This window comes from Anaeromyxobacter sp. Red801, assembly GCF_049201065.2.
Taxonomy (GTDB): domain Bacteria; phylum Myxococcota; class Myxococcia; order Myxococcales; family Anaeromyxobacteraceae; genus Anaeromyxobacter.
This window is the reverse complement of the sequence record NZ_CM181236.1, coordinates 1,248,357-1,267,379: the sequence shown is the minus strand read 5'-3', so window position 1 is coordinate 1,267,379 and position 19,023 is coordinate 1,248,357. Positions and strand designations below refer to the sequence as shown.

The window sequence follows — 19,023 nt, the reverse complement described above, 5'->3', positions numbered from 1 at the left end:
GCGCGGCGCCGGCACGTCCCGGTCGACACCCCGCCGCCCAGATGCGAGAGTCGGGGCGCCGGCCCCGACCATGCCCTCCTCGCCCGCCAGCACCGGCCTCCCCGCCCTCGACGCCGTGGTCCAGGGGCTCCGCCCCGGGGACAACGTGGTCTGGCAGGTCGAGTCGGTGGAGGACTACGCGCCGCTGGTCGCGCCGTTCGTGGCGCGCGCGCTGGCCGAGGGGCGCAGGCTCGTCTACTTCCGGTTCGCCCGCCACGCGCAGCTCGTGCCGGACGCGGCCGGCGCGCAGGTGCACCGGCTCAGCCCCGCGCTCGGCTTCGAGAGCTTCACCGCCAGCATCCACCGCGTGATCGAGGCCCAGGGCAAGGGCGCGTACTACGTCTTCGACTGCCTCTCCGGGCTGGCCGCCGACTGGTACAGCGACCTCATGCTCGGCAACTTCTTCATGGTCACCTGCCCGTACCTCTACGAGCTGGAGACCGTGACGTACTTCGCGCTGCTGCGCGACGGGCACTCGCACGAGGCGGTGGACGCGATCCGGAGCACCACGCAGCTCCTGGTGGACGTGTTCCGCCACCAGGCGGCGCTGCACGTCCACCCGCTCAAGGTGCAGGGGCGCCACTCGCCCACCATGTACCTGCCGCACCGCTGGGAGGGCGACGCCCTCCGGCCGCTCACCGAGAGCGCGGTGGTCGCCGAGGCGCTCGCCGACGCCACCGAGCGCCGCCACGACCCGTTCTCGCGCATCGACGTGTGGGAGCGGCGCTTCCTGCAGGCGCGCGCGGTGGCGGACGACGTGGTGGCCGGCCGGCGGACCTGGGAGGACGGCCAGGAGGCCTTCCGGACGCTGCTGCGCATGATGCTGACCCGCGACGAGCGCTTCACCGAGCTGGCGGCGCGCTACCTCGACCTCGACGACCTGTTCGCGATCCGCCGGCGCATGGTCGGCACCGGGCTGGTGGGCGGCAAGGCCGCGGGCATGCTGGTGGCGCGTGCGGTGCTGGAGCGCACCGAGCCCGGCTGGAAGCGGCGCCTCGAGCCGCACGACTCCTGGTTCGTGGGCTCGGACGTCTTCTACACGTACCTGGTGCGGAACGGGCTGTGGCGGGCGCGGCGCGGGCAGCGCTCCCGCGGCGCGTTCCTGGAGGGCGCCGCCGAGGCGCAGGACCGGATCCTGGCGGGCACCTTCCCGGACTTCGCGGTCCGGCAGTTCGTGCTCATGCTGGAGTCGTACGGCCAGTCGCCCATCATCGTCCGCTCCAGCAGCCTGCTGGAGGACGGCTTCGGCAACGCGTTCACCGGCAAGTACGAGAGCGTGTTCTGCCCGAACCAGGGCTCGCCGGAGGAGCGGCTCGAGGCGCTGCTCGCCGCGGTGAAGACGGTCTACGCGAGCGCCATGAGCGAGGAGGCGCTGCACTACCGCGAGCGCCGGGGGCTGCTCGACCGCGACGAGCAGATGGCCATCCTGGTGCAGCGGGTCTCCGGCGGCGTGCACGGGAAGTACTTCTACCCGCAGTGCGCGGGGGTGGCGCTCTCCTACAACCCGTACGTCTGGAGCCACCTCATCGACCCGCAGGCCGGGGTGCTGCGGCTGGTGTTCGGCATGGGCACGCGGGCGGTGGACCGCTCCGACGACGACTACACCCGCGTCGTCGCGCTCAACGCGCCCAAGCTCCGCCCGGAGACGAGCCTCGACGAGGTCACCGAGTACGCGCAGCGCCGCGTGGACGTCATCGACCTGGAGGCGAACCGCTTCGCGGCCGAGCGCATCGACGCGGTGGTGCGGGGCAGCCCGGACCTGCCGGTGGACCTGTTCGCGGTGCAGCGGCGCGAGGGCGGCGGCTGGGTGCTCACGTTCGAGAAGCTGCTGTGGGCGACCTCCTTCGTGGCCGAGATGCGGGCCATGCTCGCGATCCTCCGCGACGCCTACCGGTACCCGGTGGACGTCGAGTTCACCGCGAACCAGCTCTCCGGCGGGGAGCTGCGGGTCAACCTGGTGCAGTGCCGGCCGCTGCAGGTGAAGGAGGGCGGGATGCTGCCGCCCGCGCCGCAGGTGCGGGCCGAGTCGGTGCTGCTCGCGAGCCGCGGGCCGGTGGTGGGCCAGGGCACGCACGCGCCCGTCGACCGGGTGGTGTTCGTGGACCCGGACGCCTACTCGACGCTCTCCACCCAGGACCGCTACGAGGTCGCCCGGGTGGTCGGCCGCGCCGCGCGGCTCCCGACGGCCGCGGACGGCGGGCGGATCCTCCTGCTCGGCCCCGGGCGCTGGGGCACCACCACGCCGGCCCTCGGCGTGCCGGTCAGCTTCGCCGAGATCCACCGGGTCGCGGCCCTGGGCGAGATCATCGGGATGGGCAACGTGATCCCCGACGTGTCGCTCGGCTCGCACTTCTTCAACGAGCTCGTCGAGGCGGACATGCTCTACCTCGCGCTGTACCCGGGCTACCCCGGCCACGCGCTCGAGGCCGAGCGGCTGCGCGCCCTGCCGAACCGCCTGCCCGAGCTGCTCCCGGACGACGCGCGGCTGGCGGGCGTGGTGCGGGTGCTCGACTTCCCGGCGGCGCCCGGCGGGCCACGGCTCCAGCTCTACGCGAGCTGCGTCACGCAGGAGGTGCTGGGCTACCTCGCCGACGAGCCCGCCGGCGCACCCGGCCCTCCCCCGCCGCCGACCGCGGCGTAGGGGAGAACGGGACGCGCCGGACGGGAGCCCCGGGGGGCCCCGCGTCCGGCGCGCGGGCGATCACGACCGACCGCCGCGGTCCGCTACCGCATCGACACCTTCTTCGGCGCCTTCGCGCCCACCACGTCGAGCGCGCCCTGCGCCAGGACCTGCGCCTCCTTGACCTTCTCGATGGTGTACTTCGGCGCGTGCACGCCCGACGAGCCGTCGGCCGCGACGGTGTCGAGGATCGCCTGCGCCTGGTTCGCCATGAGCGTGGCCTGGCCGAGCTTGGCGGCCGGCAGCTTCGCCTTCGCGATGGCCGGGCGCGCCGCGTCGAGCAGCCGCTTCGCCTCCGCCACGCCCTGCTTCACCGGGTTCTGCCACCCCATCAGCCGGTCGTAGATCTGCTGCTGGTTGGTGAAGTGCAGGTCCTTCGAGAGCTCCGACCGCACCGGGCTGTGGCAGCCGCCGGCGCTCTCCAGGTCGTCGTCGCCCCAGCTCGTCCGGCCGCAGGCCCACATCAGGTCCACGAACGGCTTGCCGTCCTTCTTCGCGAGCCGCCAGGCGCCTTCCTTCCAGTTGCGGTCCTTCCCCGGCGGCGGGTCGAGCGTCTTCGCCTTCGGGTCCACCAGGATCTTGAAGATGTGCGAGGTGCGCTGCGTGTCGAAGCCGGCGACGTCCGTGTACTGGATCGCGCCGAAGTTCTCGCAGCTCATCATGCTCGGCATGTGGCAGCTCGAGCACTTGTTCGCGCCGTGGACGTCGTTGTGGACGAACATGGACGCCTGCGCCTGGTGGCAGTCCTGGCACTCCTTCTTCAGGCCCGGCACCGTGACCCGCTCGCGCCAGTCGTTCGCGGTCACCTCGTGCGGATCGTGGCACGTGGAGCAGGTCATGCCCGACTCCCAGTGCGCGGTGTAGTACGCCTGCGAGCCCTCGGTGCCGCACGACGGGCAGCGGCTCTTGAAGTACGCGTTGAACGCCTGGCGCGGATCCTTGGCCGCCTCGTCCGCGTTCCAGACGAACCGCTGGTGGCAGCGCTCGCAGTTGGAGGAGGCCGAGGCGCGCGCGCCCATGAGGTGCGCGCCGGCGCCGTGGCACTCCTCGCAGCTGATGCCCTTGTTGATGGTGTGCTTGCGCAGCTCCTCCGGCTTGCCCAGCGCCTGGATCAGCTCCTCCTGGCTCTTGAAGTCGAACTTGAACGAGTGGCACACCTCGCAGTACGCGGTGGCCGGCTGGAACATCATCGTCTTGCGGTTCTTCGAGCCGTAGGACGTGAGGCCCCAGGTCTTGCTGCCGTTGTCGCCGAACTCCTCGAGCTTGGTCGGGAAGCCGGGGACCCAGGTCGCGATCTGCCTCGCCACCTCGGGCGTGAGCGACTCGGCCCAGGTGCGGGAGTGCTGGTTGCCGCCCGCCACCAGCGTGCCGGTGCCGTCGCGGAGCAGCCCGCCCTCGACGTGGTAGGTGCCGCGGACCAGCCACGCGTCCAGGAAGCCGTACTTGGTGCGCGGCGTGCCGATGATCGCGTAGACCGCGTCGGGCGTGATGCCCGGGGGCAGGATGGGCGCCTCGCCGAACTGCGGCTTGGTCAGGTCCTTCGTCTCCACCATCTCGTCGGGGAACCGGACCACCAGGTTGTGGCGGGAGCGCTTCCACTTCTCGTACTGGGCGGGGTGGCACTCGCCGCACTTCTTCGAGCCGACGAACTTGTTGGGAAGGTCGAGGATCGACTCCTGGCCCAGGCGGTAGGTGATGGAGGCGTGCTCGCCGGTCTTCTCGGCGTAGGCCTTGCCGCCGCCGAACTCGACGAACTCCTCCTCGCGGTCGCTGATCGTGTACTTGCCGACGAGCCGGCCGTCCTTCTCGTACTTGAAGATGGGGTGGACCTTCCTCAGGTAGTCGTAGAAGGCCTTCTCCTGCTCGACGTAGCCCTGGAGCGTGCGCGGGGAGCCGGAGGCCGCCGGTGTGGCCTCCTTCTCCGCCGCGGACGCCGGGGCCGTCACCGCCGCCAGCGCGAGCGCCATCGCCGCGGCGCCCGCCCTCGACATCCACGTGGATTGCATGCCCTGCTCCCTCTCGTTCGGTGGAATTCAAACGATCCGAACCGTGCGCGACCCTAGTCGCCGGGCACGCGCGTGAGGCGTGGGCAAATCGTCTCGACCCGCCAATGGATGCGGCGCGGCCGCGCGCGCCGTCCTGCGTTCACTCAACGTCGATGTCGACCCGGGAGCGTCGCGCCGCGAGGCGGCGGGCACCCGGCGGCGCTACCCGGCCGCCTGCGCGTCCAGCCAGACCTCGAGCCCCTGGGCGTTCAGGTCGAGGTCCACGCCGAACAGGTCCAGCGCGGCGGCGCGGTCGAGCGGCGCGCCGTGCGCGGCCAGCCCGGCGAGGAGCTGCCCCGCGAGCGCGTCGCGCAGCGCCGCGTGGCGGCCCGGCCCGGCGGGCGCCGCGCGCGCCAGGCGCACGTGCTCGTCGAGCGCGCGCCCCAGCTCCTCGGCGTGCCGGGCCACGTCGCCCTCCAGCATGCCGTAGTGGGTGAGGTAGACGCGCTCGGGCGCCTCGGCCAGCATGCGCGCGAGCGTCGCCTTCAGCGCGGGCGGGTCGAGCTGCACCGGCGTGGTGGTGGGGAACAGGAACGGGCCGCGGGCCGAGTCGGTCTCGCGGTAGGAGATGCCGAACGCGTCGCCGGTGAAGAAGCCGCGCGAGCGCGGGTCGTGCAGCACCAGGTGGTGCTTCGCGTGCCCGGGCGCGTCCAGCGCGCGGGGGCCGGTCGCCGAGGTCGAGCGTGAAGCCGTCGGCCGCCTCGATCACGCGCTCGGCCGGCGCCGGGACCACCTCGCCGTACAGCGCGCGGACCCGCTCGGCGCCGTACACCTCCGAGGCGCCGGCCATGAGCTTCGAAGGATCGATCATGTGGCGCGCGCCGCGCGGGTGGACGACCAGGCGCGCGCGCGGCAGCGCGCGCAGGAGCGCGCCGGCGCCGGCGGCGTGGTCGAGGTGCACGTGCGTCACCACCACGTGCGACACGTCGTCCGGCCGGAGCCCGGCCGACGCCACGGCCTCGAGGACGCGGGGCACGGAGCCGGCGGTCCCGGTCTCGACCACCGCGGCGGCGTCACGGCCGCGCACCAGGTACGCGGCCGCGAGGCGGGGCCGGACGTAGCCGGTGTCGATGAGGTGGACGCCGGGGGCGATCTCGCGGGCGGGCTCGAAGGTCATGGATGCGGGCTCCGGGGAGGATGGTCGTCCAGCGTAGCGCATCGGCGGGCCGCTGCGCGCCGGCGCGCACCCGGCGCCCACACCCGGCGCAGCCCTGCGATTTCACGAGCGGTCATGAGCCCCCTAATGGGCGTTGAGCCGGACCCGGAGGATCGCCACGATGCGAGGTGAAGCACGCAGCACCTTCCAAGGAGGTCGCATAGCAGCGGAGCAACTGCAGGACACATCGAATGCAGTCGAGGCCGGGTGAGCCGGCCGCAACGCTCGCGATGACGAGCTACCAACAAGGTGAATCGAAGGGGCCCGGACCAGTGGGCCCCTTCGGCTTTTGGGGATTCCCCTCGGCGCTGCGCCGCCGGGTCACGCCCGGTCGCCCGGCGCCTCCATGGGCCGACCTCCTCGCCCGTCCAGCCCCGGAGCTCCCGCCATGAAGACGCTCGGCCGCCTCGCCGCGGCGCTCGCCCTCCTCGCCGCCGCCACCGCCTCGCCCGCCCGCGCCGCCGCGGCGCCGGCTCCGGCCCGCGCCGCGGACGAGGGCGCCCGCGCGCGCCTGAACCGCGCCGCGCTCGACCTCGGCCTGCCGCTGCACTGGCGCGGCGACGCGAACGCGAACGGCGCCATCGACCCGCCGGAGCTCGCGCTGGTGTTCGGCCTGGACGAGCTGCCGCGCGACCACTGGATCCGCCGCGGCCGGTTCACCCCGGCGTTCCGGGCCGCCTGGGCGCGGGTCGAGGCCCGGGCGTCCGCGCCGGCGGCGGAGCCTGCCGGTCGCGACGCGGCGCGCCAGACGGCGCTGGCGCGGGAGCTGTCGCAGCGGCTGTTCGCGGTGGTGGAGGCGGACCTCTCGGGCCTGCGCCCGGCCGAGCGCGAGATGCTACGCCACCTGGTGGACGCGGCCCGCATCATCGAGCGCCTGAGCGCGCGGCAGCTCGGCACCCTCGGCATGGCGGCGCGCATCCCGCCCGGCGACGGCCCCTCCCGGCTCGCGTTCCTGGTGAACAAGGGGCCGTGGTGCACCGCGCCCGCCACCGAGGGCGACCCGGCGTGCGGCGCGCTCTCCCCGGTGCCGCCGCGCCGCTCCGGCCTGTACCCGGCCGACCTGCAGGCGGACGCGGGCTTCTGCGCCGAGCTGGCGCGCGCGCCGGCCGCGGCCGCGCTCACGAACCCGTTCACCGCGGTGGTGCGCGACGCGCGCGGCGGGCTCGCGGCGGTGCCGTACCCGAAGGCCTGGCCCGAGGACATGGAGGCGGTCGCCCGCGCGCTGGAGCGGGCCGCCGCGGCGATCCGGGCCACGGACGACGAGCGGGCGCTCCACGCGTACCTGCTGGCGGCGGCGCGCGCGTTCCGCGACGGCGGCTGGGAGCGCGCCGACGAGGCCTGGGCCCGCATGAACGCCGAGAACTCGCGCTGGTTCCTGCGGGTGGCGCCCGACGAGACGTACTCGGATCCCTGCGCGCTGAAGGCCGGCTTCGAGCTCGCGCTCGCGCGCATCGACCCGGGCTCGCTGGCGTGGCAGCGCCGGCTCGAGCCGGTGAAGCAGGACATGGAGGCGGCGCTGGCCCGGCTCGCGGGGCCGCCCTACGCGGCGCGCCCGGTCGCGTTCCACCTGCCGGACTTCATCGCCGTCGTGCTGAACGCCGGCGACGCGCGCTCGCCCCGCGGCGCCACCGTGGGCCAGTCCCTGCCGAACTGGGGGAAGGTGGCGAACGAGGGCCGCGGCCGGACCGTGGCGATGACGAACTTCTACACCGACCCGGAGAGCCTCGAGATCCGGCGCCGGCGCGCGGCCTCGGTGCTGTGCCCCGACACCATGGCCCGGCGCACGCCGGATCCGGACGCCGAGCGGATGGGCTTCGTGCTGCACGAGGCGGCGCACAACCTCGGCCCGTCGCACGAGTACGCGGTGGACGGCCGGACCGCGCCGCAGATCTTCGGCGGGAACCTGGCGGCCATGCTGGAGGAGCTGAAGGCGCAGCAGAGCGCGCTGTACCTCGCCGGCTGGCTGGCGGGGCGCGGCGTCATCCCGCCCGCGCAGGCGGACCGGGCGCTGCTCGAGAACGTGGTCTGGGCGTTCGGCCAGGTGAGCGGCGGCGTCCGCACCTCGGACGGGCGGCTGCGGCCGTACGCGGCGCTCGCCGCGATCCAGCTCGCCGCGCTCGCCGACGACGGCGCGCTGGTGTGGCGCCCGGACGCGAAGGCCGCGAACGGCGACGACGCGGGCTGCCTCGAGCTCGACCGGGCGCGGCTGGGCGCGTCGGTGGAGCGCCTGGAGACGCTCGCGCTCGGCATCAAGGCGCGCGGCGACCGGGCCGCGGCGGAGGCGCTGGTGCAGGCGCACGTGGACGCCGCCACCGGGAAGAACGCGGAGCTCCGGCGCGTGATCACCGAGCGCTGGCGGCGCTTCCCGGACACGACGTTCCTGTACGCGACGCCGTGAGCTGCCCCGGCGCCCCGGACGGGCGCCGGGCGGCTTAGGCACTTCTTAGGAACGGCCGAGCGATGTTTTAGGAACCCCGCCCCGCGCGCCCGGGCATCCTCCGCCCGTCTTCGAGACGCACCGGGGGAGCGCGATGGCGGGGGGGAAGTGGCAGCGCATCGGGAAGGTCGCGGCGGCGCTCGCGGGCGCCGCCGCGGCCGCCCTGTGGACGGCGCCGGCCGGCGCGCGCGCCGCGGGCGCCGCGCCGGAGCGGCTCTCCGCCACCGGCCTGTTCGCCGACGCCGCGCACGGGGTCGTCGCGCCGGGCGTCCTCCGCTACACGCCGCAGTACCCGCTCTGGAGCGACGGCGCCGCCAAGGCGCGCTGGATCCGGCTCCCGGCCGGCCAGGCGATCGACGCCTCGGACCCGGACGCCTGGCGGTTCCCGCCGGGCACGCGGCTCTGGAAGGAGTTCTCGTTCGGCGGCCGCCGCGTCGAGACGCGCTACATGGTCCTGGGCCGCGACGGCGCCTGGACGTACGCGACCTACCGCTGGCTGCCCGACGGCAGCGACGCGGTGCGCGCGCCGGAGCGCGGCCTGCCCGGCGTGGCGGAGGTGGCGCCGGGCGTGCGCCACGACCTGCCGTCCGCCGCCGACTGCCGCGCCTGCCACGAGGGCGGCCCGACGCCGGTGCTCGGCTTCTCCGCGCTGCAGCTCTCCCCGGATCGCGACCCGCTGGCGCCGCACGCCGAGCCGGCCGCGCCGGGCGACGTGGACCTGCCCGCGCTGGCGCGCACCGGCCGGCTGCGCGGGCTCCCGGAGGACCTGCTCGCCACGCCGCCCCGGATCGCGGCGCCCTCCCCGCGCGCCCGCGCCGCGCTCGGCTACCTCCACGCGAACTGCGCGAGCTGCCACGACGCCCGCGGCGAGCTCGCCTCGCTCGGGCTCGACCTCGCCCAGCGCGTGCGCGGCGGCGACCCGCGCGCGCCGCTCGCCACCGCGGTCGGCCGGCCCAGCCGCGCCCACCCGCCCGGCATGGGCGAGGCGCCGCTGCGCATCGCGCCCGGCGAGCCCGGGGCGAGCGTGCTCGTCCGGCGCATGGCCTCGCGCGACCCGCTCCTCCAGATGCCGCCGTTCGGCACGAAGCTCGCCGACCCGCAGGCCCTCGACCTCGTCGCCGCCTTCGTCCGGGATGACCTCGGACCGGCGACGACCCACCCGGCAGCACCCGATCACCAGGAGAAGAACCGATGAAGCGCATCGCCACCGCAGCACTCGCCGCCGCCGCCCTCGCGCTGCTCGCGGCCGCCACCGCCCCGCAGGCCGCCGGCAAGGACGCCGCGATCGCCCGCGGCAAGTACCTCGTCACCATCGCCGGCTGCAACGACTGCCACACGCCGTTCAAGATGGGGCCGAACGGCGCCGAGCCCGACATGACCCGGATGCTCTCCGGCCACCCGGAGCAGCTCGTCCTGCCGCCCGCCCCCGCGCTGCCCGAGGGGCCCTGGGGCGCCGTGTTCTCGCTGACCATGACCGCCGCGTCCGGCCCGTGGGGCACGACGTTCGCCGCGAACCTGACGCCGGACCGGGAGACCGGGATCGGCGCCTGGACCGAGAAGGAGTTCAAGGAGACGCTCCGCACCGGGCGCCACCTCGGCCGCGGCCGCCAGATCCTCCCGCCCATGCCGTGGCCGAACGCGGCGCACCTCACCGACGCGGACCTGTCCGCCATGTTCGCGTTCCTGCAGTCGATCCCGGCCATCAAGAACCGCGTCCCGGCGCCGATCCCGCCGGCGCAGTCCGCCGCCCGCTAGCGCCGACGGCTCGCCGGCACCGGGCCCCGGTCGCCCCCGCGCTCCGGCGCGGGCGGCGGCCGGGGCCTGCGCACGTCCGCACGCCCGCAGGGGACCGCCCGGCGGCCCACCCGGTCCGCCGGGCGCGCACGCTTCTTCCCCCCGAGGGCCGGAATGGGCGATCCTTCCCGCGGCGGAGGTCCGGGACGGGCCGCGCGCCGTCGCGGCCCCGTCCCTTGCCGCGCCTGGGCCCTCCGGGGCGGCGGGCGCGAGGAGCGGAGCATGCCGGAGGCGGTGTCGCTGGGGCGGGTGGCGGTGCTGGATCGGAGCGAGGCGGGCCGGCGCGCGGTGCGCGCCATCCGCGAGCTGGCGCGCGAGGGGAAGTCGGCGCTCGCGGTGGCGGTCCACGCCCCGCGCGACCGGCGCCTGCCGTTCGTCCGCGACGCCGACGCCGCGGTGGAGGTGGAGGGGTCGCCGGAGCTGGCGCTGCACGTGGCCGGCGCCGAGGCCGCCTGGCTCGGCCCCGCGCCGCTGGCGGAGCGGGCCGCCTTCGCCGAGGCCTGCGAGCAGCTCGGCGTGCTGTTCCTCGGCCCGTCCTCCTCGGTGCTCGAGCGCGTGCGCACGCCGGAGGGGCTCGCGGCGATCGCGGACGAGGTGGGCGTGCCGCTCGCCGCCGCCGGCGCGGCCGATCCCGCGGCGCGGCTGCTCGAGATCGTGGTGGCGCGGGACCGGAACGGCGAGGCGCAGGCCGTCGGCGTGGGCGACGCCTCGCTGCGGCTCGCGGACGTGGCGGTGCTGGCCGAGTCCCCCTCGCCGGCGCTCGGCGCCCAGGAGGACGCGCGCGCCCGCATGCTCGGGCTCGCGATCGCGGCGGCGGCCCGCTGGGTGGGGATCGCCAGCGTGGAGCTGCTGTTCGACCCGGCCACGCGCCGGCTGGCGCTCGCCGGCGTGGACGCCTTCCCTCGGTCGGCCGCGGCGGTCGAGGCCGCCGCCGGGGTGGACCTGGTCCGGCAGGCGGTCCGGCTCGCCGCCGGCGCGCCGCTCCGCCCGGTGCCGGCGCCGCGCGGCCACGGCGTCGCGGCCCGGCTCCTGGCGCGCGATCCCGAGTCGGCGCAGCCGGCGCCCGCGCCCGGGCGGCTGGAGCGGCTGCGGCTGCCCTCCGACCCCGACGTGCACGCCGAGGCCGCCGTCGAGGAGGGCGACGAGGCGCGCGGCGGCGCCGAGCCCATCGCCACCATCGTCGCCCTCGGCACCGACCGCGGCCGCGCCCTGGGGCGCCTCGCCCAGGCGCTCTCGGACACCGACGCGCTGGCGCGCGGGAGCGGCTCGAGCAAGGCCTGGCTGCTGGCGCTGCTGGCCCGCGCCGAGGTGCGCGCCGGGACGGCCGGCGTGGGCTTCCTGCCCCGCCTCGCCGCCGCGCGCGAGCGGCTGGTCGCGCCCAGCCCCGAGGTGGCGCTGCTCGCCGCCGCGCTGGAGTCGTACGAGCTGGAGCTGGACCTGGAGCGCGCGCGCTTCCTGGCCGAGGCGCGCCGCGGGCGGCCGCGGGTCGGCCCCTCTTCGGGCCGCGCGGTGGAGCTGCTCCACGCCGGCGAGCGACACCGGCTGGAGGTGCGCCAGACCGCTCCGGACGCGTACCGGGTCTCGCCGGCGGGCGCCGCGCCGGTGGACGTGAAGGTCGATCGCCTGGCCCGCGGCGAGCGCCGCCTGGCCTGGGGCGGCCGGCGCGCGCGCGTGCTCTCGGCGGTGGACGGCATCCGCCACCTGGTGGACGTGGACGGGGTCCCGCACCTCGTCACCCGCGACCCGGGCGGCGTGATCACCTCCCCGCTGCCCGGCATGGTGGTGGCGCTGCCGGTGGTGCCCGGACAGCGCGTGGCCGCGGGCGAGCCGGTCGCCCGCGTCGAGTCGATGAAGGTCGAGCTGGCGGTGCCCGCGCCGGCCGCCGGCGTCGTCCGCGAGGTGCTGGCGGTGCCGAACGGCCAGGTCGACGCCGGCGCGCCCTTGCTGCGCATCGACCCCGAGGGCGAGGGCCCGCCCGCCGCGCTGGGCGCGCCGCTCGCGCTGGGCGGCGAGCCGCCGGCGGAGCCGTCCACCGCGCACGAGCGGTACCTCGCCGGCCTCCGCGAGCTGAACCGGCTGCTGCTCGGGTTCGACCTCTCCGACGCCGACGCGCGGGCGCTCACCGCCGGCTGGCGCGACCGCGCCGCCGGCGTGGCCCCGGAGGACCCGGGGGCGCTGCGCGAGGAGGAGCGCGCGCTCGCCGCGTTCGGCGACGTGCAGGCGCTGTTCTCGCGCGGCCGCGCGCCGGACGCCGCCGCCGACGCGCCGCCGCCGCTGGAGGAGCTCTGGCGCTACCTCCACGAGCCGGAGGCCCGCGGCGAGGGGCTCTCGCCCGGCTTCCTGGCGCAGCTCCGCCGCGCGCTCGCGCTCTACCACGTCTCCCTCGACGCCCCGGGGCGCGACCTCGAGCTGGCGCTGCTGCGGATCCAGAAGGCGCACGACCGCGCCGAGGCGCCGCTCGCCGCGGTGCTGGGGATCCTGGAGCGGCGCCTGGCCGGCGAGGGCGTCCCGCCTGGCCTGGAGGACGCCGGCGCGCGCGAGCTGCTCGACCGGCTCGCCGCGGTGGGCCAGGAGCGCTTCCCCGCGCTGGGCGACCTCGCCCGCGAGCTGCGCTACCGCCGCTTCGAGAAGCCCGAGCTGGATCAGGTCCGCGCGGCGGTGTACGCGCAGGCCGAGGCGGACCTCGCCGAGCTGGCGCGCGCCGAGGGGATCGCGCGCGAGACGCTGGTCTCCCGGCTCATCGCCTGCCCGCAGCCGCTCAGCACGCTCATGCTGGCGAGGATGGCCCGGGCTCGGCCCGACTTCCGGCGGCTGCTCGCCCAGACCCTCACCCGCCGCTACTACCGCCACCGCGCCACCGCGCCCGCCACCGTCGAGGAGGTGGACGGGATCGCCTGCACGCTCACCGAGTACGCCGCCGAGTCGCGGCGCATCCAGCTCGTGGCCGCGTTCGCGCCGGCCGCCGAGCTGCCCCGCGCCGCCGCCGCCGCGGCGCGGCTGGCCGAGCGCACGCCGGAGGGCGCCCAGACGTCGGTGGACCTGTACCTGTGGCGCGAGGGGGCGGGCGGCGATCCCGACGCGATCGCGGCCGAGCTGCGCGCCGCGCTCTCGCAGGCCGGGTTCCGGCGGCCGCTGCGCCGCGCCTCGGTGCTGGTGGCGTACCCGGCCCGCGGGCTGGGCCGGCAGGCCAGCCAGCTCCACTTCACGTTCCGGGGCGGGCCGGCCGAGTTCGTGGAGGAGCCGCGCTACCGCGGCGTCCACCCCATGATCTTCCGGCGCATGCAGCTCGCGCGGCTCTCCAAGTTCGAGCTGACCCGCCTGCCCTCGCCGGAGGACGTCTACCTGTACCGCGGCGTGGCGCGCGACAACCCGCGCGACGAGCGGCTGTTCGCGGTGGCCGAGGTGCGCGACCTCACCCCGCTGCACGACGCCCGCGGCCGCGTGGTCCAGCTCCCGCACCTCGAGCGCATGCTGCACGAGGCGCTCGCGGGCATGCGCCGCTTCCAGGCGCGGCGCGCGCCGCACCAGCGGCTCGAGTGGAACCGGGTGCTGCTCACGGTGGAGCCGCCGCTGCTCCTGTCGCGGGACGAGGTGCGCGGGGTGGCCGAGCGGATCGGCCCGGCCACCCAGGGGCTCGGCCTCGAGATGGTGCTGCTCGCGGCCCGCGTCCCCCACCCGGACACCGGCGAGCTGAAGGACGCGCTCGTCCGCGTCACCACCGACGGGCGGACCGTGGCGGTCCGCTGGGACGCGCCCACCGACCGCCCGCTGGAGCCGCTCTCCGAGTACCACCTGCGCGTGGTGCAGCTCCGGCGGCGCGGCCTCGTCCACCCGTTCGAGCTGGTGCGCATGCTCGCGCCGACGCGCGACTCGCAGGCCGGCGTGCCGCCGGGCGAGTTCGTGGAGCACGATCTCGACGCCTCCGGCGCGCTGGCGCCGGTGTCGCGCCCGCCCGGCCAGAACGGCGCCAACGTGGTGGTGGGCGTGGTCCGGACGTTCACGGCGCGCCACGCGGAGGGCATGCAGCGCGTGGTGCTGCTCGGCGACCCGAGCCGCTCGATGGGCGCGCTGGCCGAGCCCGAGTGCCGGCGCATCGAGGCCGCGCTCGACCTGGCGGAGCGGCTGCGCGTCCCGGCGGAGTGGTTCGCGGTCTCGGCGGGCGCGAAGATCTCCATGGACAGCGGCACCGAGAACATGGACTGGATCTCGCGCGTCCTCCGCCGGATCGTGACGTTCACGCAGGGTGGCGGCGAGATCAACGTGGTGGTCTGCGGGATCAACGTCGGCGCGCAGCCGTACTGGAACGCCGAGGCCACCATGCTCATGCACACCCGCGGGATCCTGGTGATGACGCCGGGCTCGGCCATGGTGCTCACCGGGAAGGAGGCCCTCGACTACTCGGGCAGCGTCTCGGCCGAGGACAACCAGGGCATCGGCGGGTACGACCGGATCATGGGCCCGAACGGCCAGGCGCAGTACCGGGCCGGCAGCGTGGGCGAGGCGATCCAGATCCTGCTCCGCCACTACGAGCACACCTACGTGGTCCCGGGGGAGCGCTTCCCGCGGCGGGCCGCGACCACCGACCCGGCCGCGCGCGACGTGCGGACGTCGCCGCACGGCCCGGCCGGCGGCGCCGGGTTCGAGACGGTGGGCGACGTGTTCGACGCCGCGACGAACCCGGATCGCAAGAAGCCGTTCGACATCCGGCGGGTGATGGCGGCCGCGGTGGACCAGGACCACCCGCCGCTGGAGCGGTGGCGCGACCTGCGCGGCGGCGAGACCGCGGTGGTGTGGGACGCGCACCTGGGCGGCTGGCCGGTGTGCCTGCTCGGGATCGAGTCCCGCCCGCTGCCCCGCCTCGAGTTCGTGCCGGCCGACGGGCCCGAGCTCTGGTCCGCCGGGACGCTCTTCCCGCAGTCCTCGAAGAAGCTGGCGCGCGCCATCAACGGCGCGAGCGGCAACCGGCCGGTGGTGGTGCTGGCGAACCTCTCCGGCTTCGACGGCTCGCCGGAGTCGATGCGGCGGCTCCAGCTCGAGTACGGGGCCGAGATCGGGCGCGCGGTGGTGAACTTCCGCGGGCCGTTCGTGTTCTGCGTGGTGTCCCGCTACCACGGCGGCGCGTTCGTGGTGTTCTCGAAGGCGCTCCGCGAGGACATCGAGGTGGTGGCGGTGGAGGGCGCGCGCGCCTCGGTGATCGGCGGCGCCCCCGCCGCGGCGGTGGTGTTCTCGCGCGAGGTGGAGACCCGCACGCGGAAGGACCCGCGGGTCGTCGAGGCGGAGAAGGCCGCCGCCGCGGGCGGCGCCGCGCGCGGGCGGCTGGCCGAGATCGTCGCGGCGGTGCGCTCGGAGAAAGTGGGCGAGGTGGCGGACGAGTTCGACGGGGTCCACACCGTGGAGCGCGCCCGGCGCGTCGGCTCGCTCGACCGGATCATCGCGCCGGCCGACCTGCGGCCGTACCTGGTGGACGCGGTGGCGCGCGGAATCGCGCGCCACTCGGGCTGACCGCGGCCGACGAGGAGCTCAGCCGCGGCCCAGCGCGCGCAGCAGCTTCGCGCGCGCCGCCGCCAGGTCGTACTCCGCCTGCACCACCTGCGCCCCGGCGGAGGTGGCCGCCACCTGCGCGTCGCCCAGCTCGATGATGCTCCCCGCGCCCGCCTGGTAGCGGCCCTCGGCCAGCCGCAGGCGCTCGCGCGCGTTCACCAGCGCCTCGTCGGCCGCGGCCGACGCCGCGCGCGCGGTCTGCACGCCCTGGCGCGCGGCGTCCACGTCCACGGTGATCTGCGTGCGGAGCGCCGACTCCTGCGCGTCCACGCCCGCCAGGTTGGCCCGCGCCTCCCTCGCCCGCGCCAGCGAGCCGCCGCCCTCGAGGAGGTTCCACCCGAGGTTCAGCGTGGCCGACCAGTTCAGGCCGTCGGCGTCCGGCCGCGTGCCCGCGTCCGAGACGCCGGTCTGCGCCGAGAGCGTGGGCAGCCACTCCGCGCGCGCGGCGTCGAGCGACAGCGCCCCGGCCCGCCGCTGCGCCTCGAGCGCGGCCAGCTCCGGGCGGGCCTGGGACGCCTCGGCGACCAGCGGCGCGAGCGGGCCGTCCTCGCCGGGCACCGGCGGGATGGCCTCGTCGGACGGCTCGATGTCGGCGGGCCAGTCGAGGCCGATGGCCTGGGCGAGGAGCGCCCGCGCGTTCTCGTAGGCGTTCCCGGCGCGCACCAGCTGGACCTGCGCGGTCGCGCGGTCGGCGCGGGCCTGGGCGAGGTCGATGGCGGGGCGCGTGCCGACCTGCACGAACGCCTCCACCTGGCGCAGGTGCGCCTCCTGGTTGTCGAGCGTCTCGCGCGCCACCCGCACCAGCGCGTGCGCGGCGCGCGCCACGAAGAACGCGGACTGCGCGCCCGCCACCACGTCGAGCTCGGTGGCGCGCTCGGAGGCGCGCTGCGCGTCGGCGCTCGCCCCGGCGGCGCGCCAGCGGGCGAGCTGCCCCAGGTCGAGCAGCGTCTGGCTCAGCACCGCCCGCGCGTCGAACGTGCCGCTCGTGCTCCAGCTCGCGCCGCCCGGCTTCCCGGCGAAGTTGTCGGTGGTGCGGCCGAGCCCGGCGCTCCCGGTGAGCTGCGGCAGGAGCGGCGCGCGGGCCTGGTCGGCGCGAGCGAGGGCCGCGTCGGTGGCGGCGCGCGCCGAGCGGAGCTGCGGCTGGTGCGCCCGGGCGGTGCGCACCGCCTCCTCGAGCGTGAGGACGCGGTGCGCCGGCGCCTCCGGCGCGGGGGCGGCCGCCGCGTCCGCGGAGGGGGCGGGCGACGGCGGCGGGGCGGGGGGCGCGGGCGGAGCCGCCTGCCCGAGCGCCAGCGCCGGGCCGAGCAGGAGGACGGCGGCGAGCCGGGGGACGATCGTCATTCGAACCTCAGCGCCTGGATGGGATCGAGCCGGGAGGCGCGCCGGGCGGGGTAGAGCCCGAACGCCACGCCCACCAGCCCGCTGAAGCCGACCGCGATCAGCACCACGTCGGCGCGGAACATGACCGGCCAGCCGAACGCCCGGGCCATCCAGAACGAGATCCCGAGCCCCAGCGCCACCCCCACCACGCCGCCGGCGAGCGACAGGACCAGCGCCTCGGCGAGGAACTGCAGGAGGACGTCGCGCGCGCGCGCCCCCACCGCCATGCGCACGCCGATCTCGCGGGTGCGCTCGGTCACCGATACCAGCATGATGTTCATGATCCCGATGCCGCCCACGCCGAGCGACACCGCCGCGATGGCGAGCAGCAGCGTGGTGAGCGTGGCGGTGCCCTCCTTCTGCGCGCTCGCGAACTCGGCCAGGTTGCGGATCGAGAAGTCGTCGTCCGCGCCGTCGGACAGGCGGTGGCGGTCGCGAAGGAGCGCGCGGACCTGCTGCTCGGCGCGCGCGGTCGAGGCGGAATCCACCGCGCTCACCGCGATGACGCCGGGGATGAGGTTCTTCAGGCCGCCCTGGATCTTCGCGAGGTAGGTCGAGTAGGGCACGAACACCGCGTCGTCGAGGTCCTGGCCCATGGGCGACTGGCCCTTCGCGGCGAGCACGCCGACCACCTGGAACGGCACGTTCTTCACGCGGACCTGCTGGCCGACCGGGGTCGCCCCCGCCCCGAACAGCTCGTCGGCGACCGTCTTGCCGAGCACGATCACCTTGGTGCCGGAGTCCACGTCCGACGGCCCGAACAGCGCGCCCTGCGCCGCCGGCCAGTTCCGGATGGCGAAGAACTCGGCGCCGGTGCCGGTCACCGAGGTGGTCCAGTTCAGGTCCTCGGACTGGATCGAGGCGGTGGTGCGGAGCTGCGGCGCGGCGTAGCGCACCGAGGGGACCTCGTTCTGGATGGCGCGCAGGTCGTCCCAGGTCAGCGTGGGGAGGCTGCCGAAGCCGCCGCGCGCGCCGCCCGCGGTGGTGCTGCCGGGCAGCACCATGAGGAGGTTCGAGCCCATCGACTCGAAGGTCTTCGCCACCTGGGCGCGGGCCCCGTCGCCCAGCGCCACCATCGCGATCACCGCGGCCACGCCGATGACGATGCCGAGCGCGGTGAGGAACGAGCGCATCTTGGAGCGGCGCAGGGCGCGCAGCGCCACGCGCAGGGTCTGGAGCAGGTTCACGCCGCGCCTCCCTCCCGCCCGTCCGCGCTCCCCGCCTCCTCGGCGGGCGGCGGCACCGCCGCCACCGGCACCTGCCGCGTGTCGGAGCGGAGCTTGCCGTCGCGCATGACCAGCACGCGCGACGCGTACGCGGCGATGTCGTTCTCGTGCGTCACCAGCACCACGGTGATCCCGGTCGCGCCCAGCGCCTGGAGGATCGCCATCACCTCCACGCTGGTGCGCGAGTCGAGGTTGCCGGTGGGCTCGTCCGCGAGCAGCACCCGCGGGCGGTTCACCAGGGCCCGGGCGATGGCCACGCGCTGCTGCTGGCCGCCGGAGAGCTGGCTGGGGTGGTGGTCGGCGCGCCCGGTGAGGCCCACCTGCGCGAGCGCCTCCAGCGCGCGGCGGTGGCGCTCGGCGCTCGGGGTGCCCGAGTACATCATCGGCAGCTCCACGTTCTCGAGCGCGCTGGTGCGGGAGAGGAGGTTGAAGCTCTGGAACACGAACCCGAGCGTCCGGTTGCGCAGGGCGGCCAGCGCGTCGGCGGACAGGCCGGACACGTCGTGCCCCTCCAGCAGGTACCGGCCGCGGGTGGGCCGGTCCAGGCAGCCGAGCAGGTTCATGAGGGTGGACTTGCCCGAGCCGGACGCCCCCATGATCGCGGTGAACTCGCCGCGCTCGACGGTCAGCGACACGCCCTTCAGCGCGTGCAGCTCGACGTCGCCCATGGCGTACGTCTTCCAGACGTCCTCGAGCCGGATGAGCGGGGTCTCGGCCACGTCGCC

At 76.1% G+C, this 19,023-nt stretch carries 10 protein-coding genes and 1 pseudogene; 5 read left to right on the top strand and 6 right to left on the bottom strand.

The genetic code is table 11. The features are described 5' to 3' along the window. Positions 1–70 precede the first annotated feature (70 nt). Positions 71–2,680 carry a PEP/pyruvate-binding domain-containing protein gene (locus tag ACOQFB_RS05715; protein WP_059437878.1) on the top strand — a complete coding sequence of 870 codons (2,610 nt, stop codon included), beginning with the start codon at positions 71–73 and terminating at the stop codon, positions 2,678–2,680. Positions 2,681–2,763: 83 nt separating this feature from the next. Here ACOQFB_RS05715 and ACOQFB_RS05710 read toward each other — a convergent pair whose 3' ends face one another. From ACOQFB_RS05710 to ACOQFB_RS05700, 3 genes and pseudogenes are all read right to left on the bottom strand, one after another. Continuing rightward, positions 2,764–4,725, bottom strand: a complete 1,962-nt coding sequence (locus ACOQFB_RS05710; RefSeq protein WP_421608923.1) for a cytochrome c3 family protein — start codon at positions 4,723–4,725, stop codon at positions 2,764–2,766. A gap of 201 nt (positions 4,726–4,926) precedes the next feature. Further along, complete coding sequence (locus tag ACOQFB_RS05705; RefSeq protein ID WP_494492493.1) at positions 4,927–5,385, bottom strand: hypothetical protein; 459 nt, start codon at positions 5,383–5,385, stop codon at positions 4,927–4,929. Between the two features lie 112 nt (positions 5,386–5,497). Next, a pseudogene (locus tag ACOQFB_RS05700) lies at positions 5,498–5,881 on the bottom strand (MBL fold metallo-hydrolase); the annotation flags it as partial. A gap of 427 nt (positions 5,882–6,308) precedes the next feature. On the opposite strand from ACOQFB_RS05700, the gene ACOQFB_RS05695 reads away from it, so the two are divergent. From ACOQFB_RS05695 to ACOQFB_RS05680, 4 genes are all read left to right on the top strand, one after another. Further along, the gene (locus ACOQFB_RS05695) at positions 6,309–8,318 is read left to right on the top strand and encodes a hypothetical protein (RefSeq protein ID WP_421608922.1); all 2,010 of its coding nucleotides are present in this window, start codon (positions 6,309–6,311) and stop codon (positions 8,316–8,318) included. 133 nt (positions 8,319–8,451) lie between these two features. Next, complete coding sequence (locus ACOQFB_RS05690) at positions 8,452–9,552, top strand: hypothetical protein (RefSeq protein ID WP_059437874.1); 1,101 nt, start codon at positions 8,452–8,454, stop codon at positions 9,550–9,552. After that, positions 9,549–10,112, top strand: a complete 564-nt coding sequence (locus tag ACOQFB_RS05685) for a c-type cytochrome (RefSeq protein ID WP_059437873.1) — start codon at positions 9,549–9,551, stop codon at positions 10,110–10,112. Before ACOQFB_RS05690 ends, ACOQFB_RS05685 begins: the two co-directional genes overlap by 4 nt. A 261-nt stretch (positions 10,113–10,373) precedes the next feature. Continuing rightward, positions 10,374–15,653 carry a carboxyl transferase domain-containing protein gene (locus tag ACOQFB_RS05680; protein ID WP_494492492.1) on the top strand — a complete coding sequence of 1,760 codons (5,280 nt, stop codon included), beginning with the start codon at positions 10,374–10,376 and terminating at the stop codon, positions 15,651–15,653. A gap of 18 nt (positions 15,654–15,671) precedes the next feature. Here the strand turns inward: ACOQFB_RS05680 and ACOQFB_RS05675 are convergent, their stop codons facing one another. From ACOQFB_RS05675 to ACOQFB_RS05665, 3 genes are read right to left on the bottom strand one after another with little or no spacing between them, the layout of a single operon-like run. After that, positions 15,672–17,033 carry a TolC family protein gene (locus ACOQFB_RS05675; protein ID WP_421608919.1) on the bottom strand — a complete coding sequence of 454 codons (1,362 nt, stop codon included), beginning with the start codon at positions 17,031–17,033 and terminating at the stop codon, positions 15,672–15,674. Further along, a complete protein-coding gene (locus ACOQFB_RS05670) occupies positions 17,030–18,259 on the bottom strand; it encodes an ABC transporter permease (RefSeq protein ID WP_059437563.1) in 1,230 nt (409 codons plus the stop codon). The genes ACOQFB_RS05675 and ACOQFB_RS05670 overlap by 4 nt, the downstream gene beginning before the upstream one ends. Further along, positions 18,256–19,017 carry an ABC transporter ATP-binding protein gene (locus tag ACOQFB_RS05665; RefSeq protein WP_059437564.1) on the bottom strand — a complete coding sequence of 254 codons (762 nt, stop codon included), beginning with the start codon at positions 19,015–19,017 and terminating at the stop codon, positions 18,256–18,258. Before ACOQFB_RS05665 ends, ACOQFB_RS05670 begins: the two co-directional genes overlap by 4 nt. Positions 19,018–19,023: the final 6 nt, after the last annotated feature.